The organism is Maribacter luteocoastalis (assembly GCF_048890225.1).
GTDB classification, from domain to species: Bacteria; Bacteroidota; Bacteroidia; order Flavobacteriales; family Flavobacteriaceae; genus Maribacter; species Maribacter luteocoastalis.
In genome coordinates, this window is the sequence record NZ_JBMFZG010000003.1 from 489,946 (window position 1) to 509,013 (window position 19,068).

General features: G+C 34.5%; 17 protein-coding genes. 5 read left to right on the forward strand and 12 right to left on the reverse strand.

Translation table 11 applies throughout. From position 1 onward, the window contains the following. Positions 1-29 precede the first annotated feature (29 nt). The gene (locus ACOCEA_RS09420; protein WP_420755978.1) at positions 30-959 is read right to left on the reverse strand and encodes a 2-hydroxyacid dehydrogenase; all 930 of its coding nucleotides are present in this window, start codon (positions 957-959) and stop codon (positions 30-32) included. Continuing rightward, the gene (locus tag ACOCEA_RS09425; RefSeq protein ID WP_420755979.1) at positions 960-1,469 is read right to left on the reverse strand and encodes a DUF6155 family protein; all 510 of its coding nucleotides are present in this window, start codon (positions 1,467-1,469) and stop codon (positions 960-962) included. Positions 1,470-1,639: 170 nt separating this feature from the next. On the opposite strand from ACOCEA_RS09425, the gene ACOCEA_RS09430 reads away from it, so the two are divergent. Beyond that, on the forward strand, positions 1,640-2,503 hold the full coding sequence (locus ACOCEA_RS09430) for a sigma-70 family RNA polymerase sigma factor (RefSeq protein ID WP_420755980.1): 864 nt from the start codon (positions 1,640-1,642) through the stop codon (positions 2,501-2,503). Between the two features lie 501 nt (positions 2,504-3,004). On the opposite strand, the gene ACOCEA_RS09435 is transcribed toward ACOCEA_RS09430, so the two are convergent. Genes ACOCEA_RS09435 through ACOCEA_RS09460 form a run of 6 tightly spaced genes read right to left on the reverse strand, consistent with a single transcriptional unit; the run spans position 3,005 to position 12,702 of the window. Then, complete coding sequence (locus ACOCEA_RS09435) at positions 3,005-4,228, reverse strand: YaiO family outer membrane beta-barrel protein (protein WP_420755981.1); 1,224 nt, start codon at positions 4,226-4,228, stop codon at positions 3,005-3,007. 2 nt (positions 4,229-4,230) lie between these two features. Next, entirely contained in the window at positions 4,231-6,603 is a 2,373-nt protein-coding gene (locus ACOCEA_RS09440) for a sulfatase-like hydrolase/transferase (RefSeq protein ID WP_420755982.1), read from the reverse strand. Position 6,604: 1 nt separating this feature from the next. Continuing rightward, positions 6,605-8,020 carry a glycosyltransferase family 2 protein gene (locus ACOCEA_RS09445; protein ID WP_420755983.1) on the reverse strand — a complete coding sequence of 472 codons (1,416 nt, stop codon included), beginning with the start codon at positions 8,018-8,020 and terminating at the stop codon, positions 6,605-6,607. 7 nt (positions 8,021-8,027) lie between these two features. Further along, entirely contained in the window at positions 8,028-10,592 is a 2,565-nt protein-coding gene (locus ACOCEA_RS09450) for a HEAT repeat domain-containing protein (protein WP_420755984.1), read from the reverse strand. A gap of 3 nt (positions 10,593-10,595) precedes the next feature. Next, on the reverse strand, positions 10,596-10,967 hold the full coding sequence (locus ACOCEA_RS09455; RefSeq protein WP_420755985.1) for a response regulator: 372 nt from the start codon (positions 10,965-10,967) through the stop codon (positions 10,596-10,598). Position 10,968: 1 nt separating this feature from the next. Beyond that, positions 10,969-12,702, reverse strand: a complete 1,734-nt coding sequence (locus ACOCEA_RS09460; RefSeq protein ID WP_420755986.1) for an ATP-binding protein — start codon at positions 12,700-12,702, stop codon at positions 10,969-10,971. A gap of 439 nt (positions 12,703-13,141) precedes the next feature. Here ACOCEA_RS09460 and ACOCEA_RS09465 point away from each other — a divergent pair, with 439 nt between their 5' ends. Beyond that, positions 13,142-13,300: a hypothetical protein gene (locus tag ACOCEA_RS09465; RefSeq protein WP_420755987.1), complete on the forward strand. Its 159-nt coding sequence runs from the start codon at positions 13,142-13,144 to the stop codon at positions 13,298-13,300. Positions 13,301-13,718: 418 nt separating this feature from the next. Here the strand turns inward: ACOCEA_RS09465 and ACOCEA_RS09470 are convergent, their stop codons facing one another. Next, on the reverse strand, positions 13,719-14,120 hold the full coding sequence (locus ACOCEA_RS09470) for an acyl-CoA thioesterase (RefSeq protein WP_420755988.1): 402 nt from the start codon (positions 14,118-14,120) through the stop codon (positions 13,719-13,721). Positions 14,121-14,492: 372 nt separating this feature from the next. On the opposite strand from ACOCEA_RS09470, the gene ACOCEA_RS09475 reads away from it, so the two are divergent. Further along, positions 14,493-14,903: a glyoxalase gene (locus tag ACOCEA_RS09475; protein ID WP_420755989.1), complete on the forward strand. Its 411-nt coding sequence runs from the start codon at positions 14,493-14,495 to the stop codon at positions 14,901-14,903. On the opposite strand, the gene ACOCEA_RS09480 is transcribed toward ACOCEA_RS09475, so the two are convergent. Continuing rightward, positions 14,892-15,572, reverse strand: coding sequence for a DUF2461 domain-containing protein (locus ACOCEA_RS09480; RefSeq protein ID WP_420755990.1), 681 nt, complete (start codon positions 15,570-15,572; stop codon positions 14,892-14,894). The genes ACOCEA_RS09475 and ACOCEA_RS09480 overlap by 12 nt on opposite strands. A gap of 94 nt (positions 15,573-15,666) precedes the next feature. On the opposite strand from ACOCEA_RS09480, the gene epsC reads away from it, so the two are divergent. Further along, positions 15,667-16,458, forward strand: coding sequence for a serine O-acetyltransferase EpsC (epsC, locus tag ACOCEA_RS09485; protein WP_420755991.1), 792 nt, complete (start codon positions 15,667-15,669; stop codon positions 16,456-16,458). Continuing rightward, positions 16,451-17,335 carry a cysteine synthase CysM gene (cysM, locus tag ACOCEA_RS09490; protein ID WP_420755992.1) on the forward strand — a complete coding sequence of 295 codons (885 nt, stop codon included), beginning with the start codon at positions 16,451-16,453 and terminating at the stop codon, positions 17,333-17,335. The genes epsC and cysM overlap by 8 nt, the downstream gene beginning before the upstream one ends. A gap of 4 nt (positions 17,336-17,339) precedes the next feature. On the opposite strand, the gene ACOCEA_RS09495 is transcribed toward cysM, so the two are convergent. After that, positions 17,340-18,137: an alpha/beta hydrolase gene (locus ACOCEA_RS09495; RefSeq protein WP_420755993.1), complete on the reverse strand. Its 798-nt coding sequence runs from the start codon at positions 18,135-18,137 to the stop codon at positions 17,340-17,342. Then, positions 18,130-19,008, reverse strand: coding sequence for an alpha/beta hydrolase (locus tag ACOCEA_RS09500; protein WP_420755994.1), 879 nt, complete (start codon positions 19,006-19,008; stop codon positions 18,130-18,132). Before ACOCEA_RS09500 ends, ACOCEA_RS09495 begins: the two co-directional genes overlap by 8 nt. Between the last annotated feature and the right edge of the window lie 60 nt (positions 19,009-19,068).

Genomic DNA, 19,068 nt, shown 5'->3' on the forward strand with positions numbered 1-19,068 from the left:
AAGAAGCGCATTTTATCCTCTAATATCCTTTAGTATCCTTTAGTACGGTTTACTTGGTTCTGTAAAGTTTTACCAGTTATAAGTCTTTCGTAATTGTCCATTATTTGTGGTATTACCGAATTGGTGTCTGAAACACTTGCATAGTGGGGAGTCATAAATATTTTTGGATGTTTCCAAAAAGGGTGGGACTTAGGTAGAGGTTCCTGATGGTAAACATCTAAACAGGCTCCTGATAAATGGTTGTTATCTAATTCGTGCAGTAAATCCTCATCTACGAGATGCCCACCTCGGGCGACATTTATTATATAAGAATCTTTGGGCAACATGGCAAACAACTTTTTATCTAGTACACCTTCCGTTTCAGGGGTTAAGGGCAAAAGACAGACTAAGAAATGGGTAGTATTTAAGAATAATTCCAATGATTTTGTACCACTATAGGTTTTTACACCACCTATATTTTTTTTGCTTTTAGACCAGCCCTGCACATTAAAACCAACCTTTTTTAAATCTGTAGCAGTTAACGAGCCAAGTTCCCCTAACCCCATTATACCAATGGTCACATCTTTAATTCTTCGATATATTTTAGGATTCCAATCTGTATTAAACTGTTGTACTTTGTAAATGTTAAAATTTTTAATTTCTGCCAAAATTACAGCAAGAACATGTTCAGACATATCACTTGCCAAATAGGGATCAACAATTCTTGTAATAGGAATATCTTCTGGTATGGTTGGATCACTAAAAATATAATCTACACCCGCGCCTGCAGAAGCAATACATTTTAAATTGGGATAATGTGCCAAACTTCCTTTGGGATGTTTCCAAATTACCGCCATCACAATATCTTCTTTGGGGTGTTCCTTTAAATAGCTATAAATCTTTAGCCCCGGATTGGCCTTTTGCAAGGCCTTTTTCCAAAGGTCTATTTTACCATCTTGCCTTATAATAACAATTGCCATCTAATCTAATATATCTAATGCTTTTGAGAAATCTTCTTCAAAAGGCCAGTGATTTGTTTGTGAGTGTTTATAAATTTTAATGATACGCGCTTTAAAAGTGTGTAACAAACCATTTTGCGAAATAAACTGGGTCATTTCAGAAAAGGAGTTCAGCATACTCTTATAAAAAGAATCGGCGACATTTTTTTCCAAAGAAAAAGTTTGTGCGATTTCCAAATTAAAACACATGACATCACCAATAAGGTGCGCGTCCATTCCTAATTTTATAAAGTGCTTTATATATTTTTGGGCAACCGATCTCCTGGCTTTTGGTCTTTTTCTCCTTAACGGAAAGTATTCGTTTGAAATTTTTGTTTTTGCTTCTTGAACCAACTTGTCCTCCTTAGGATTAAATGCAAAGTCATAATACGTTTTAACAGCAGGAAACTTGTTGTACAATTCCATTAACTGATCTTCTAAATCTTTTTTGGATAATGTCGTTAAATATGATTTTAATGCTCTTTTACTCATTTCAAATTCCTTCAATTCAAAAATAAGCTATAAGGAAATATACACCTAACCTCTTCCAATAATATAGTGGCTCTAATAATTTTTGTAAAACATTATGCCTTTCCCTTTGGAAAAGACGCAATAAAAATGTATTATGTAAACTTGTACAACGCTAAAACACAAATATATATATGAGGCAACTAAAGATTATCAAGCAGGTTACCAATCGTGAATCAAAATCATTGGATAAATACTTGCAAGATATCAGTAAAATCGATTTGATTACAGCCAATGAAGAAGTAGAATTAGCCCAACGTATTAGAGAGGGCGATCAAATTGCACTTGAAAAATTAACTACAGCCAATTTAAGGTTCGTAGTATCTGTAGCAAAACAATATCAAAATCAAGGTTTAAAACTACCGGATTTAATTAACGAAGGTAATTTGGGGCTTGTAAAAGCAGCCAAAAGATTTGATGAGACCAGAGGATTTAAATTTATATCCTATGCCGTTTGGTGGATCAGGCAATCTATATTACAAGCTTTGGCAGAACAGTCTAGGGTAGTTAGGTTACCATTGAATAAAATTGGTTCTATTAATAAGATAAAAAAAACATTCTCATATTTAGAGCAAACCCATGAAAGACCTCCCTCTCCTGAAGAAATAGCCAAGGAATTGGAAATGACCGTTAGTGAGGTAAAGCAGAGTTTGAAAAATACTGGTAGACATGTATCTATGGATGCCCCGTTACGTGAGGGTGAGGACTCAAATTTATATGATGTCTTAAGGTCTGGAGAATCACCTAGGCCAGATAACCAATTGTTGCAGCAGTCTTTGAATACAGAAATCAACCGTGCCTTGGAAACCTTGTCCCCAAGAGAGGCAGACGTTGTTAAATTATATTACGGAATTGGTGATCAACAATCAATGACCTTGGCGGAAATTGGACAAACTTTTGATCTAACACGAGAAAGGGTTAGACAAATTCGTGAAAAGGCTATTCGTAAGTTACGTCACAACTCAAGAAGTAAGTTGCTAAAAACATACTTAGGGTAAATACGTGTTGAAGCCTCAAATAAAAAACGCCCATTTTATATGGGCGTTTTTTGATTTAAGAACACTATTAACTAAGAATATGATAGTTTATTAATATTGTAATTTACCAGAATGCTATTTAAATTTTGAATAAAATTTTGATAAGAGGAATTGTCCTGATCTTTGTGTGCCATAGTTGTAAGTTTTTGGGATTTATAATTAGAAATTAAACTACATATAGTCTAGTTCCACTAATTCATTAAGACTTAAAATTTCGTTTAGATCTTGAAGAAATATCAAATATTCTTCACCGTAGGTATCGTAAAGCATAAATTGGGTATTTATTTAATATTGATTTGGGTACTCTAATTTTATATTTAAATATATATATAATGTGTACCTGAAACAATTAATTGTGGTGTACATATTTAATTTTGTTGTAAAACTATAATTAATAAGATGTGTAAGTGTAAGTAATTGACCAACTATCATTAAATTATGAATAGTGCAATAACCAATGGGTTATCGGAATTTTATTTGATAAGCAATACCAGCAGTGACTGAGAGAAAGAAGTTTCCAGAGCTAAATGCCAATTCTTGTCTATTTACTCCAAGGTTGGCCTTATATTGTTGATTGCCCTTTAAATTAGTGAATTGATACTCCAATCTTAATTTTTGGGATTCTAGGTATAATAGTGTTTCGGCCAGTAATTCACCATCTACTATAAATTGATTTAGCTCTGTATCAAAACCATATACTATATTAAGGCCTAGGTAATTATTTCCATCCTTTAAATAACGTCTTACCAGTACATTTCCAGAAATTCCGATTCCTTTTTTAGTGTCGGGAACCACATAAGGTCTAATAACGGCGTAATAATTGCCACGATATAACCCAAAAGTACCAGTTAATATAGTTGCAGCATCATTCTCAAAAACTAAATGCCTGAACCCTAAAGAAACCTCAAGGGCCTTTGGCAATTCCTTTACCAACTCCCCTCCTATTCGGTGCTTTGGAAATATTTTGGCATTGGAGTACCCGTAATTAAAATACCCACTAAGCGATTTGTTAATTATGGGATAGGCATCAATTTCGGCTTGCAGTCCATTACTGTTAAATCTTCTGTTAAAGTTTAATCGTGGTAAAAGAACACCCCAGTTAAATTCTTTTTTATATTCCAATGCACCATAAAACATAGGATCCAATTCACTTTCAAATACTTCTGCTTGCGTATAAAGCGTTAATGCTTGCGTATTGACATCCTCTATTTTGGTCTCTTTTAGTACGTTTTGTAATAATTGTTCTTGATTTATTTGCAATAGTATTTCCTCTTTAAGAGCTACTATTTCTACATCTTCTGGTAAATAGGTCAAGGCTTTGTTGGCCAAACCAATTCCGATTGAATAATTTTTTGCGTATTGTTCATTCTTTATGGCAGCTATCCAGACCTCTTTGTTTTCTCTTTCCCTACTGGTTATATGGTTAAATTGTGAACGTGCTTGGTCAAATTTGTGTTCCCAACTGTATGTTTTTGCTAATAAAGCCCTCACATCTGTATATTCCGGATACTTGGTCAGCACATATTGTAAAGTATCTCTAGCAATCGCTGTTTTACCACTAAAAGCCAATTCACGGGCCGTATAAAAAGAGGTGTCTGGATTCCCGTTATATTCCTTTTTTTGTGCCTTAACGACCACAAAAGAGAACAGAAGAATAATACGTACACCTAGTTTACTATAACTCATTATTAGTTTTGTAATGTGATTTGATCCGTGCTATCCTCTTGATATTGGTTGATATTATTATTATTCTGAACTAAAAGCAACGATCTTTTAATTTTTTCGGATAATAGGGATTGTGAAACGTTATTCAATTTTGCCAATTTCTGAATCTCATAAACTTTATCATTCTGTCCGGACCAATAATAAGTATCCATTAAGGCACAATAACCATCCTCATAATTAGGGTATTTCTTAATTACATTTTGCAATAATTTCGTAGATGTTGCATACTTTTCTTGCCAAGCAAATACCCTTCCCTTTAATATTTCAGTATCAGGATGTCTAGGAATATTGCTCAGAATAAAATCGCAAAGCAAAATAGATCTGTTCCACTTTTTGTTGATCGCGAGCATTTTAGCGGTAGTATAGGCTTGGTCAAAATCCTTTCCATTAAATACACTTTCTAACCAGATCAAATCTACTTTTGAAAATTCTGGATTTGGGTTTGACACCAGTGATATCGACTTGGGCACTATTTTATTATTCTTGGTAGTATACCTATTTATAGCTTTAAAGTTCTCAAACTCATTCTTAACAAGTATTTCTTTTTTAGCATCATCTAAATCGTTCATTTTCATATTGTTATCCAATAAAAAAGTATTACCATCTGAGATAAAAATATCGCCGCTAATATAATCTTGTACATTATAAGAACTTCTTAAAAGGGGTATATTTTTTTTGGTACTAAGTGAAGTCTCTATTAAATCATAACCTAACCAGGCCACTTCTTTTGGTGTTTGCAACCTGTATTTCTCATTTAACATGGTAATTAACGTTGGAGCAATATCAGCATGTGAAGCAAAATTTTTAACCTCTTTTCTTTCAGTTAGCAAGGGGCTAAAAATGAACAGGGGCACTTCATACCTATTTAAGGCATTAAGATGCGGTAACACTTCTGAATTATGACTACCAGTTATCACATAAATTGTATTTGAAAAATAAGGTTTCTGTTGTTCTTCCCTTAAGAATTCCGATATAGCTTCATCTACATACATAAAGCTAGAAAAGAGTTCAATGTTATTGTTTATAATTCGTCTTGTTTTTGAGTCAAAGTTGGTTTTTGCAATTACTTTTTTAGCCTTTTCCATATAAGTTTCCAAATTGGGAATATGGTATGGAGCCTTGGTGCTTTGTGTAAGAAACACGTCAAGTTTTGGCGTTTCGGAACTTGATTCTGTTTCATGGTATCTTCTAAATAAATCTTTATCGGCGTATCCTAGTGTTATACCCGCCCTATCTTCCTTTTGAAGGGAATACCCTTCACCAAATACCTTTTTGTCCAATATGGAGGTTACATTTTCTTCTTCCAAAAAACGATCTAAATAATTTAAGGCACTGTTACCCCCGTAATTAAAGGATGTCGCATATCCATTTGCTCCAAGAATGCTATATAGGGTATTTCTACTTGTGAAATTCTCTAAATTTGTAAATCCATTTTCCCCAAATGGTAGTGACCCTAAAATAGTAGGTAATGTAGCATAACTTTCTCCTGTGTTGCTTAGAAAATTACTCCAATACAAGGAGTTCTCTTGTAACAATTTTAAATTAGGCATGAAAACACTGTACATACCATTCGGTTCAGCAAAATCAGAACCTAACCCTTCAATGATTAAGATTTTAATATTTGGCCTTTCATCTTTTAAATTGAAATAATTAGTTAATCCTGAATTGGTCAAGGGTGTTTTAAGAAGAGGATATGCTTTTTCACCTTTATAAGTATTACTGCTAAACCAATGGGCACAAACCCTTTCTACCAAATGCTGTGTCTTATTCTCATTTACAGGTTTTTTTTCAGAATATAAAGTTGCCAGAAACAAACTGAATAAGATAATTGTAAAAGGATACATTCTACTTATTACCTTATAAAACGATGCAATGTAGGTATAGCTAAAATGACAAGTCCATACTGCAAAAGCGGCAATTACCAATGCCTTTGAAAGGGAAAAATTAAAGTTGTCATGGTTGGTAAGCCCAAATAAATTGGCACCTAAAGGCTCGAAGTTTTGTAGATAAAACGTAATTAATGAGCTTTCTAAGCCCAAAAGCAGAAAAATGATAACCTTAATGGTCTTGAATCCGAGTGTAGGTTTTTTATTCTCTAGAAAGTTAAAAATAAATGCCAACACCAAAGCACATACAGAAACATACCCTAAATGGTGAAGTAGCTGTAGTAGAAAGCTACTATTCAACACAGTGTCTAAAACACCATAATAATATAATGATATGTTTTGATAGAATGATAAAACAATTAAGCCTGCAAAAAATGACAAAACCATAGGTATAAAATCCTTTAGTTTTTTAGCACTTTGCCGTATCGCTATGTTTTCTTCAATCTGCATATTAGCTTGCTTTGGCAAATCCTTTTCTTACTTGGGAGCCCCAGCCAGATTTTATTTTAAACAATTTCTTGTAGTTACCGCGAATTGCCGACCATACAGCTATAGGATGAAAGGCTATTGGCTCAATTATGGCACAAAACATAAGTATTAAGATATCTTTGGTCTTTTTATACTCATTGTAAGAGTACACATCCCATAAAATCGCATAGAATGAAAACATAATTGAGAACACATATACTGAGACTGTAATGGCGATAAAAAAATCCCAGTTTAGAATTCCCATCCAGTAAAATAGGATTATGGTAAAAAAACCAAAAAACTCTAATAAGGGAGCAAGCCATTCATAAAAAAACCAATATGGGTAACTGAGCATTCCCAGTCTGCCAAATTTTGGGTTAAAAAACATATCCTTATGTTTGAACAGTGTCTCTAAATTTCCCCTTGCCCAACGATCTCGCTGGTTTATCAATATTTTTAAATCCTCTGGTACCTCTGTCCAACATAATGGATCTGGAATGTATTCTACGGTATAGGGTAATTTACGCTCGTGCATGTACCGTCTCATTTTAAAAACAATCTCCATATCCTCACCAACGGTATTTGTGTCATAGCCATTTACCGCTAATGCAATTTCCCTGTCAAAAAAACCGAATGCACCTGATATAATCAATAAACTGTCTATTCTACCCCATGCCATTCTTCCTAAAATAAAGGAACGGGTATATTCCAATAATTGAAACCTGGCCAACCAATTAGTGGGTAATTTTATTTCTTCTAGTTGCCCACCTTGAATAACACAGGAATTAGCCACCCTAATAACGCCACCTACGGCAATCACTCTTTTTTCTGAACGTTGATAAAATGATTTGACCACATGTAACAAGGCATCGGGCAAAAGTAGGCAATCTACGTCTATACAACCTACGTACTGATTGGTAGACAAAGCCATACCGGTATTCAAGGCATCAGATTTGCCCCCGTTTTCCTTATCTATTACCGTAAGTTTTGAAAATGCCTTGTGAGGAGACTTATATATGCCCCTGATAGGCTTGGATTTCCAATCCGGATCAATTTCCTGTTCAATTTTAACCAGGTCATAAGCATCAATCATTTTTTGAAGCGTATCATCCTTACTCCCATCATTTACTACCATAACCTCGTAGTTCACATACCGGAGCGACATTAATGAACGAATATTCTCTACAATGGTAAGCCCCTCGTTATAAGCAGGGGCAATTATCGTAATACTTGGAGCTAATGGGGAGGCCATTAATTTGGACATATCACCAAAGCTATTCTTGTTTCTGTAGTGAATGGAATTTCTTGTAGCAAAATAGCCCATAAGCGTAAACATGGTAAATAGCACTACCGTAAACACCAGAAACACCAGGTTTATGTATTCTATTAAAATTTCCATCGTTCCATTACTTGTTAAACTTGTTGTATAATTTTGATGATGCACCAACTAAATGGTCAAATAGGGTACTGCCATATGTTGGGTTATCCTTATTTTTTATTGTATTTGTTAGGCTTGGTTTACCAGGTTCAAAATCTATTTCGAACAAAGTTTCTTCTGATTCATGAATTGCAAAAGATCCTGAACTATTTCCATTCCCTGAAATCATACCGCTAGCTGCCTGTATTGCTGCTAATCGCTTGTGTAAAGCCGTGGTAACCATTGCCGCCTTTTTAGCAATAATTTTATTGTTACCATTAACTAATTCATTTAATAAGGGAAGTTCCTTTTCATCGCCAATCTGGGCAATCTCATCTAATAATAGGATCTTGGATTCAAAATCACTTTTTTCAAATAACTCTTGAAAAACACTATAACTAGGCTCTAGGTCAGTTATTTTAAAGTAGGTTACGCCATCAAAATTTACTGTAAACCTTTGTATTAAGTCATTTATTCTTTGTTTAACAGGATTAGACTTTTCATCTAAAAGCATTAATTTTAATAAAGGTATCTCCCTATGATCCCCTAAATCTGAAATGTCCTCTAAGAGCACTAATTTTTCAAGCACATCATCTTCAAAAAAGATAGCTTTTGGTATCGTTATGTCTTTTGTAGTCTCAGGTATTTTAACTGATTTTTCGATAGTAGTTTCTATTTCGACCTTACTCGTAGTAATCTCTAATGGTTCAGATTCTTCCAAATCCGAAAATAATGTCCAGTCTAAAAATATTTCGGTTTCTTCTTTTGCTTCTTCATTACAGCTTATTTCCTCGTAATTGACTTCAAGCTTATGAACATTAAGATCTATATTGTCCTTAGTAAAGATATTTGTTTGGTCATCCACTCTATCAGTTACATTTAAAACTGGATTAGCAGCCCTAACAATTTCATAAATCACCTCTAGTTCGTTAATGTCAATATCTTCGGATGGCGCAACAATTATTGTTTCATGAATAACTTCTAGATCTTCTATGGTGTTCGTAAGCACTTCTTCCCCTACAATAATTGGAAGAAAATTTAAATTCAGTGCTCCATTCCACTCCTTGGTTTCTACTTCAATCTTACCTTTAGTATCATGATCGCTATTTGGCACGTTACCAAAAGTTTCATCATCAACTTCAGTAGTTTGGCCATTACCTGCTGTTATACTATCGGTAACAATGGGCAAGAATCCAATATCCTCTATAGATAATTCAACTGGTAACTCAATGTCTTGTTCGTCAATTAAGACTTCATCGGCCAAGACGTTAATATCCTCTAAATCAATTGTGTCTTTTGTAATGGTATCTGGCTCATCATCAACTTCTTGACCAATAGATTCCAGTTCTGAAGAAGAATGGACTCCAAGGGTATTATCCCTTTTTATATCCGATTGCAAGGAATGGTATTCTATATTTTCCAAGTGCTCAATACTGGTTCCAGAAGAATCATTTGCGTTTATATCTTCGATTTCAGCAATAGTAGGCACTATATCCTTTGTAGGTAAAATAGATTCAGGGCAAATGGTGTTAATAGCTCTTACCGCTTTGTTCCTTACCGTAAAATCCCTATCCGTTTTTTCAACCTGCTTAAGAAATTCCAAATCAGATTCATTCCCCAAGGTTGAAATTGCATCCAATATAAATAACTTTGAATCTGTATTACAAGGACCAAAAATCTGCTTAAGTTCCGGTATGGCTTCTTTTACATTAAATTCCTTGATACAGGTAATGGCCTCACGCTTAATTGTGTGGTTTTTGTGATTTAAAAGCTGAATTAAAGATGCGCTGGCATCATTTTGATTAAAGTATTTTATTAATCGTAGAGAAAAGAGCACCACATGGTTGTTTTTAGAAGTAAGCCAAAGTCTAAATGAAGGGGGCTGAAGATCTTCTATATTTCTTACTACATCCAGCAGTTTTAATTGTTGCCATTCTGAAATCTTGAATTTAGTATGGTCCAAGAAAAATGCAATTCCTTCTTCTTTCAACGTTACAGTAGCAATTTCTGCTTGTTTTCTTATGGTTGGCCGCTTGTCATTAATGAATTTGGTAATGTAACCATAAGATTCTTCAACATGCATTTGTGTAAGCTCATATATACCTTTGGAAACTATTTCCCAACGTAGACTTTTTAATTTCTTATAGGCGTCTTTATGTAATTCCAAATCTTGGTATATATGAAATAGTTCCGTTCTTGTTGCCCCAGATACATCCTTTCTTAGGTCCATTAATATTTCAGTAAGTACTTTACGATCAAAAGTATTTTTGATAAGTTCCCGTACCTGAATTTTTAAACCTATGTAATTGATCTTTTCAATCTTGTCCCCTTTTTCATCATAAAATAGAAACTCACTAATGATTGGGGAAAGTTCCATTTTCTTTTCCCGTATTTTTTCTGCCTCATTTGATATTTTATTTCGAAAATAAAATACTGAGAACACGTAAATCAAAGTCAATACCACAAACAAAATAGACAGGCCCCATAATAAATCTGTCGAGATTTTAGGGGCGGTAACCAAATGTGTGATATATGTCTGGGGAACTTTTATCAAATCTTATATGCTATTTAATTCCCGTGCGATCCGAACCAAAAGTTCTGAAGGCCTTATTGGTTTAGAAATAAAATCATTGGCTCCAAGTTCAAACGCGCTTAATACATTTTCCTCATTACCAGCTGAAGAAATGATAATAATTGGAATACTGGATAAAAGCTCGTTCCTAACATAATTTATTAACTCAATACCAGAAAAATAAGGCATCATTATATCACTGACGATGAGGTCTGGCATATTTGTTTTCAAATATTCCTTAACCTCTTTACCATTAGTAGAATAATGTACTTGATATCCTCCCTTTTTTAATCTAAAATTGAGTAAGGATGCCAATAACTCATCATCATCTGCCAGTAAGATTTGTTTTCCAACCATATTAGTATCCCTTAAGGTTCTTAAAAGAACTGTTTATATTATCTTCACAGATAGGATAGCTAATTAAGAAATCCTCAAAAAGAACTTCAACACGTTCCTTATCATTATTTTTACAACTGGTTTGCATCTCAACCATTAAATTTCTTAGGTAATCAACTTTCATCATTGCCAAACCTGCCTTTAATTTATGTGCCGCCAAACCAATTTCTACTAGGTTATCGTTTTCTAGATTAATCTTTACAGTCCCTATAAATTCATAAGCGTTTTGCTTAAATAACCTGATAAGCTCTTCTAGAACATCCAATTCTTCACAACAATCATCTAGAACAGATTTCAGATCAACTTTCAAATCTAGGTTAGGTCTAATGGTAGTCTGCTGCAAAAGCGTTCTACTTTCAAGTGTTAGTGGTTTTTCTGATTTATTCTTAAGTAATTTTGACAAAAGCTCTTCCAAAGTATAGGGTTTTAATAAAAAGTCATTTATGCCAGATGAAATACAACTTTCTTGATCTTGTGCCGTGAAATCCGCACTAACCGCTATAATTGGCACGTCACTAAGTTTTTTGTGTAATCTTATTTGTTCAGAAATTTCAAATCCATTCATACCAGGCATTTTTAGGTCCATTAATACCATATCTATTGTTTGGGTAAGTAACATGTTCAATCCTTTTTTACCATCAGAGGTAACGATTACCTTACAGTCCCATTTCGTGAGTTGTTCAGTGATGAGATGCTGATTCATGAGGTTATCCTCAAACACTAAGATGCTGGTGCCGCTTAAAAGTTCCTTGCCCTTTTTAACATTAATGGTTTCAGCAGACTTTTGTGGAATATTCTTTAGAATCCCTTTTTTAAAGGGTATGTTGAACTTAAATGTGGTACCAACACCAATTTTACTATCAACACTTATTTTACCATCTTGTTTTTCCACTATTTCCTTCACAATACTTAAGCCTAGACCCGTACCGCCATATTTAGAAAAGGTATCATTTTCAGCCTGTGTGTAACTTTCAAAAATACTTTTCAACCTATTTTGTGCAATACCAATACCAGTATCGGAAACTGTGAAATCTAGATTAAAACCTTTATTAACCGTAGTATTGCCTAAGGTCACTTTAAGTGATATAGAACCTTTCTCCACAAATTTGATTGCATTACCTATCAGGTTAAGTAATATTTGTGAAAGTTTAGAGGGATCCCCTTTTAAAACATTTGGTATTTTAGGGTCAATATGATACTGTAGTTTGACACTTTTATTAAGTATTAAGGTTTGGCATAAAAACATGATGTCATTTACCAAGCCGTGAAGATTAAAGTCAATTTCATCAAACTCATCTGTACCAGAAATTAGCTTGGAATACTCCAAAACCTCATTAATAATTTCCATTAGGGAATAGGAGGCCGATTGTATGGCATTTACCTTTTTAACCTGGCTAGGAGTTAGGTCTTCATCTTTAAGAAGATTAACAAAACCAATAATTCCATTTAGTGGTGTTCGTATTTCGTGACTTACATGGGCTATAAACTTCGTGTCATTTCCCGAGGCAGTTCTTTTATCTTTTGGTTGTTCAATCTTTTCACCTGGATTAAATATTTGCTGTTCTAACTTTTCTTTAAACCCATTGAAAGAGCTTTTAAGCGCAGAGGCTTCTTTAGCACTTAAGGTGTCAAATGAGAAGTAATCCAAACTGGTTTCCAATTGAGACAATTGGTGCAATAAATCTTTCGTTTTCAAAACGGACATAGGTTGGTTTGCTAATTTTGATACATTATTCAGTATCTACAGTGTTAAAAATCCTGCTTTCACCTACTATGGGCAATTAAATGTTCTATAGCCTTCTTTTTATGTTGTGAATGGGCCTAATTTGTAGGTGTAAAATTTAACATTATGAAGCATTTAGTCTGTTTTCTCCTTGTGTCTGTGTTGTTTTCTTGTGAACAAAAAGAATAGAATTCTCAAGAATAGATTCCAGAAAAAGTAAGAATATTACTTTAAAAATCATTACGATTGATATGCATAAGGATATCAATTTCAAGAAATTCACAGATGGTGTTAACTATATAAAAGATTTAAATACGCCGTTAAATCTCCTTAAGATGAATAAGAGCGGCTTAGATGTTAGTTGTTTAATTGATATACTGGTCAAGATTCACTCACCGCTAAAGGTTATGCCATGGGAAAATTAGATGTTATTTGTTGGTTAGACGAAGTAATTGCACCTAGTGCACTAGAGCTCGTAATACCCCTAATGATGTTAAAACAATTTGAGCATTTGGCAAATAGTAAAGAGGATTTGAAAAGGTTAAAAAATAGTTTAATTAATGCAGGTTAAGATGATGTAAATGAAATAGATAGAATATTATTTAAAATCCATATATCTGACCCATTAGAAGCGCTAATGAAGGAAATGATAGCGTTTAAAAATCAACAATTATAGCCGCACATTCCTCTACTACGGCCTTGATCGATCATTGCAGAAATCTTGATGACGAACGGTTACCATATTCGATTTTGTAGACCGCATATATAGATTATATGGTAGGTTTAATTAGAATAGACCATGTAGAAAATTCCAATTTTAACCTTGACAATGGAATAGAAAGTTGGTCAGATGCTTCTTAGCCCTCTTATCTAACCTTAGAACTTGTTAAAAGAGGGTATACCGAAAATGAGAGTGAAAAATTATGGCGCGGTAACCTACTTCGTGTTTTAGACGAAGTACAAGTTATAGCCAAAACATTAGCCCATAACTAAACACTATCAATTGCCGCCAACCTGTCTTTAACAAACTCAATTTTTGTCTTACCATGGGGAGTAGGCTTGCCATCTTCACTAAGGTTCACCATAATTATATTATCAACGGTAACGATAGTTTCATGGTTCATTTTGTTCCTAACCTCGCAGTTTAGCGTTAGTGATGTTTTTCCAAATTTTACCACCTGTATACCAATTTCTACAATATCACCCTGTTTTGCGGCACTCATAAAATTTATTTCAGACATATATTTGGTAACTATCCTTCCATTTTCTAATTGAATGATACTATACAAGGCTGCTTCCTCATCTATCCACGCCAAAACCTTACCACCAAACAATGTACCGTTAGAATTTAAATCTTCAGGCTTTACTAATTTTCTTGTATGGAATCTCATAATGCAAATTTTATGGTTCAAAATTATAACGAAAATCAGTACAGAAGTCATAAATCTTCATTTTAAAATGCAGATTTATCATTTTCGATTTTACACTAGGGCCTTATTTTAAATTCGGTAAATGGAGTCTGCAACAATTATAAAATTGACATTTTATTGTCGATTTTGCCGATTAATCGACAAACAGTAATGATATATTATCAAATTATTGAGAATATGTTAAAGAAATGTAAAATAATGAAGGATGATTTAGCATCATAATCAGGCGATTACAACTTAATCTGAAGTCTGTTTATAACCTCGTTAAAAACTTCCAATTCCTTAAATATTTAGGCTAACCTTAATCATTACCTTTAGATAAATAACTACATTATGAACCTCAGGTCACAAAAGCTAGTTCAAATAAGGCCAACAATTCCTTCGGCCAAAATCCTTCCAAATATGAGCTCTGAAGAGCGATTTCAAAACGAAACACTTAGGCCAATTATCAAATTACAGAACGATTTATTGTTGGCAGCTTTTCAAAACTATATCGTTAAGACCAAGAATACCTTCTACGACCTTTCTTTAGAAAAGCGATTGGATTTTATCACCAATGCCATTCAAAAGGATATCAAATTTCGTAATTCTTTAAAAGGAATGATTATAGGCCAATATACCATTGAGGAATATGACCACTATATTCAAAATTCATCGGCTTTTAACAAAAGAATGATGAATATGGTTATTACAAGGTTACAGGACCAAGTACAGTTTTTTGATGAACAAGTGTTAATCCAATAAGGATTCCCCATTTAGATTGGTGGTAAGTATGCTGCTCATTAGGTCAAAATAAGGCCTAATACGCCTAAAAGATTCAAGTATAGTATCCGCAAAATATTGTTGTAAGACTTCTGTGTCCGTAAATTTCCGGATAAAAATAAATTGCTTTTTTTTGATCAAATCAATATTAGGGTCATCTTTATCAAAACCTTTCGGTGCTGTTTTCAACTCATCACCGACTAACTCGCCCCAGATTTCCTTAAACCCTTTATTTTCTATTATTCCCTTAAGCTCAGTAGTATCCAGTTCCCATTCTTTTCTAATCCTTAGAAGGTCGTCTTTTTCGGGGTTCCAAAAACCTGTTGCAATAAAACTACCGCCAGGTTCTATATGTACATAATAACCACCTCTCCTATCTAAGCCAGAACGACTAAATGAACCTGAAAAATTGTGCTTATACGGGGTTTTGTCCTTTGAAAATCTAATATCCCTGTAGATCCTGAACATTTTCAATTTTTCTATCTCATCATGGGATTTCATCATCTCCAAAATATATTCCATAAAGGTTTTTACCTCTTTTTGACGTTCTGTAAACCTATTTTTATGTCCCGTAAACCACTCACGGTTATTGTTTTTTTTTAGGTCATTTAAAAATTCTATGGTTTCTTTGGTAATTACCGGATGTAACATACGACTTAGCAGTTGTGATTTTAAGCTAAAGTTAACCAATTGCAGGAAAGTCCTTTTGATTTATTGGTTAATTTTGATTCTATAAACTAAGATAATGGACCACACATCTATAGTAGAGAAAATAATAAAACATAAGAAACAACCTAATTTAAGGTATCGATTAAAGGAAGACGTAGAAACATTTACAAATTTATTGTTTTACACCCTTTTTGATATAGATACGCCTGTTTCGGAAAATCTAATGGAACTACAGGCACAATTTAATAATCTTGTGGACCTTGCATGTTGGGAAAGTGAAAGACCCTGTAAAAAAGTTTGGGCCAACTATGTTGAAAAATTACCGGAAATTTTGGAACGACTTAATTTAGATGCAGAGGCAACCGTAAATTGTGACCCCGCTTCCTTATCTATAGAAGAAGTGTATATGGCCTATCCCGGGTTCTATGCCATTGCCATATACAGATTGGCACATGAGTTATATAAAATTGGATTTCCTTTGGTTCCCCGTTTAATGACAGAATATGCCCATAGACAAACAGGTGTGGATATAAACCCAGGAGCTACCATAGGCAATTCTTTTCATATTGATCATGGAACGGGTGTGGTTATCGGTGAAACGGCAATCATAAAAGACCATGTTAAAATATATCAAGGTGTTACTTTGGGTGGGTTGTATGTCGCCAAACACTTGCAAAAAACAAAAAGGCATCCAACCATAGAGGATAATGTTACCATATATGCCAATGCCACAATATTAGGTGGAGAAACAATTATTGGTGCCAATAGTGTTATTGGTGGCAATGCATGGCTAACGGCGTCCGTTCCACCGCACTCAACTGTGTTCCATTCTCCAGAAATAAAAATAAAAACAGCTTCAAATGTCTAAATCCCTTTTAGATTTAATAGGAAATACTCCCTTAATAGCCTCTAGGGTCTTAAATACCAACCCAAATGTAAAGCTCCTTTTTAAAATGGAGGGGCATAACCCCGGTGGAAGTGTAAAGGACCGTGCCGCCTTAAACATGATACAAAGTGGTCTTAAGGACGGTAGTATTAAAAAAACGGATAAATTAATTGAGGCCACAAGTGGCAATACTGGTATTGCCTTGGCAATGATTGCAGGAATTTACCATTTGGATATAGAATTGGTGATGCCAGAAAACTCTACAATAGAGCGTGTACAGACCATGCGCGCCTATGGCGCCAAAGTTACCCTTACCCCTGCTGATGTAGGTATTGAAGGGGCTCGGGATTATGCGGAGCAGAAGGTAATTAAAGACGGATATGTAATGATGAACCAATTTTCCAACGCTAATAATTGGAAGGCCCATTATAAAACCACAGGACCAGAGATTTGGAACGATACCGATGGTTTGGTGACTCATTTTGTTTCTGCGATGGGAACAACAGGTACCATAATGGGAACTTCTACCTACTTAAAGGAACAAAACCAAAACATACAGATTGTTGGTGTACAACCAACAGACGAATCTAAAATACCTGGCATACGCAAATGGCCCAAAGAATATCTCCCTAAAATATTTGATGCTTCTAAAGTGGATACGGTTATGGAGGTCAGCGAGGACGAAGCAAGGCAAATGGCTATAACCCTTGCCAAGGAAGAAGGTATTTTTTCTGGGATGAGCAGTGGTGGCGCGGCAACCGTTGCATTAAAGCTGGCGGAAAAATTGGATAAAGGGGTAATCGTATCTATTATTTGTGATAGGGGAGATCGCTATTTATCTTCGGGCTTGTTCGATTAAAGTTTTAGTTGAAGGCATCATCCATTGCTTGGTCGAAAACTTCAAAGTCTTGTAAATAATTATGCCCACCACCCTGTACAGTATAAAAATAACCTTGCCCATCTGGGATTTCATTAAATAAATCCTGTGCCTGCTCGTAAGGAATTACAAAATCATCGGTGCCATGTATTATATAAATAGAACAATTCACTTGTTTAACATAGTGGTGCGATGGAAATTTAAACTGTGACAAAAGATCTATTGGAAAAATTGGGAACCTATGTTTTCCTAATGCAACCGCACTATAAAACGGGGATTCCAACACCAATTTACATGGTTTATTAGTTGCCGCTAAACCAGATGCCACACCAGTACCAAAAGACCTTCCGTACACTATAATATCACTTTCATTATAAATGGCTTTCGCGTAATCATAAAAAAGTTGTGCATCATTTTTAATGGCTTGCTCGCTCAATTCCCCAGTACTTTTGCCATAAGTCCTGTAATCAACAAAAATTCCATCATATCCATAGGCTGTAATTAAGTTGGCAACATGGTTTAAATGTGAAATGTTTCCGGAATTACCATGAAAATAGAGTACTACACCTTTTTCCGATTCGTTTTTAATGTGTACGGCGTTTAATTTGGCGCCGTCATCTGCCGTTAACCAAAGTTCCTCATAATTTTGACAAAAATCATAGGTATGGTTTATGGGCATTTTAGAAGGGATGAATATGAGTTTTTCTTGAAAGACATATGCAGAGCCCAACAATAGCAAGTAAAGGACCAATACAACTAATCCAATTTTTTTTAATCTACGCATTTCGTTTTTTAGATGAGTGCTTCACATGAATACTGGAACCCTCTAAATTAATGGGTTTTGATCTTGTGGTAATAATATTGTCCAACATTTTATGATATGCCTCAAAGGTATTTAGATTTTTGTGCCCTCCCCCTATTACCGAATGTAGTGTTGTTAGTTTTGGCTGAATTCTAGAGAGTTTCACACTGGTTTTATAAGGTATTAGTTTATCGTCGGTACCATGGATAATATGAATGGGACATTTTACATATTTTAACCATTTATACGTGGGCATAGGAAACTTAATTAATAATGATAAGGGCATAAAAGGCATATATCTTTTTGCCACTTTACTTAAGCTGTAATAGGGAGCATCTAAAATAAGCATCCTCGGATTGTTCATGGATGCCAATTTCGTTGCAAATCCTGAACCCAATGAACGTCCGTATAAAATGATGTATTTTTCAGGAACGTTTTCCTTTAGTTTATCATAAACCACTTGCAAGTCCCGTTTTATGGCTTTTTGGGTTCGTCTTCCCGTGCTTTTGCCAAACCCTCTATAATCTACCATAACCACATCATAGTGATGCCTTGTAAAGTCGACCGCAAATTTTCCCCAGCCTTTGATGCTTTTAGAATTTCCCTTCAAATAAAAAACAACACCTTTGGGGTTCTTGGTCTTAAATCGTAACCCGTTAATCACGGCACCATCCCTAGTTTCTATATTATATTCCTCAATACTCTGATTGTCATAGTAGAACTCAAAATCCTTATGCAGTTTCTCAGGTTTGAACAATAGATAATCCTGTAAAAAATAAACAAGAATATTAATTACGAGATAGGATATCACGATAACCGCCAACACGTACTTCCAATCTATTGAAGAAATCATAGGTCTTCAATTTACAAAATAAGTGGGATACTAATTAATGCAACCCATTTAGAGGGGTGC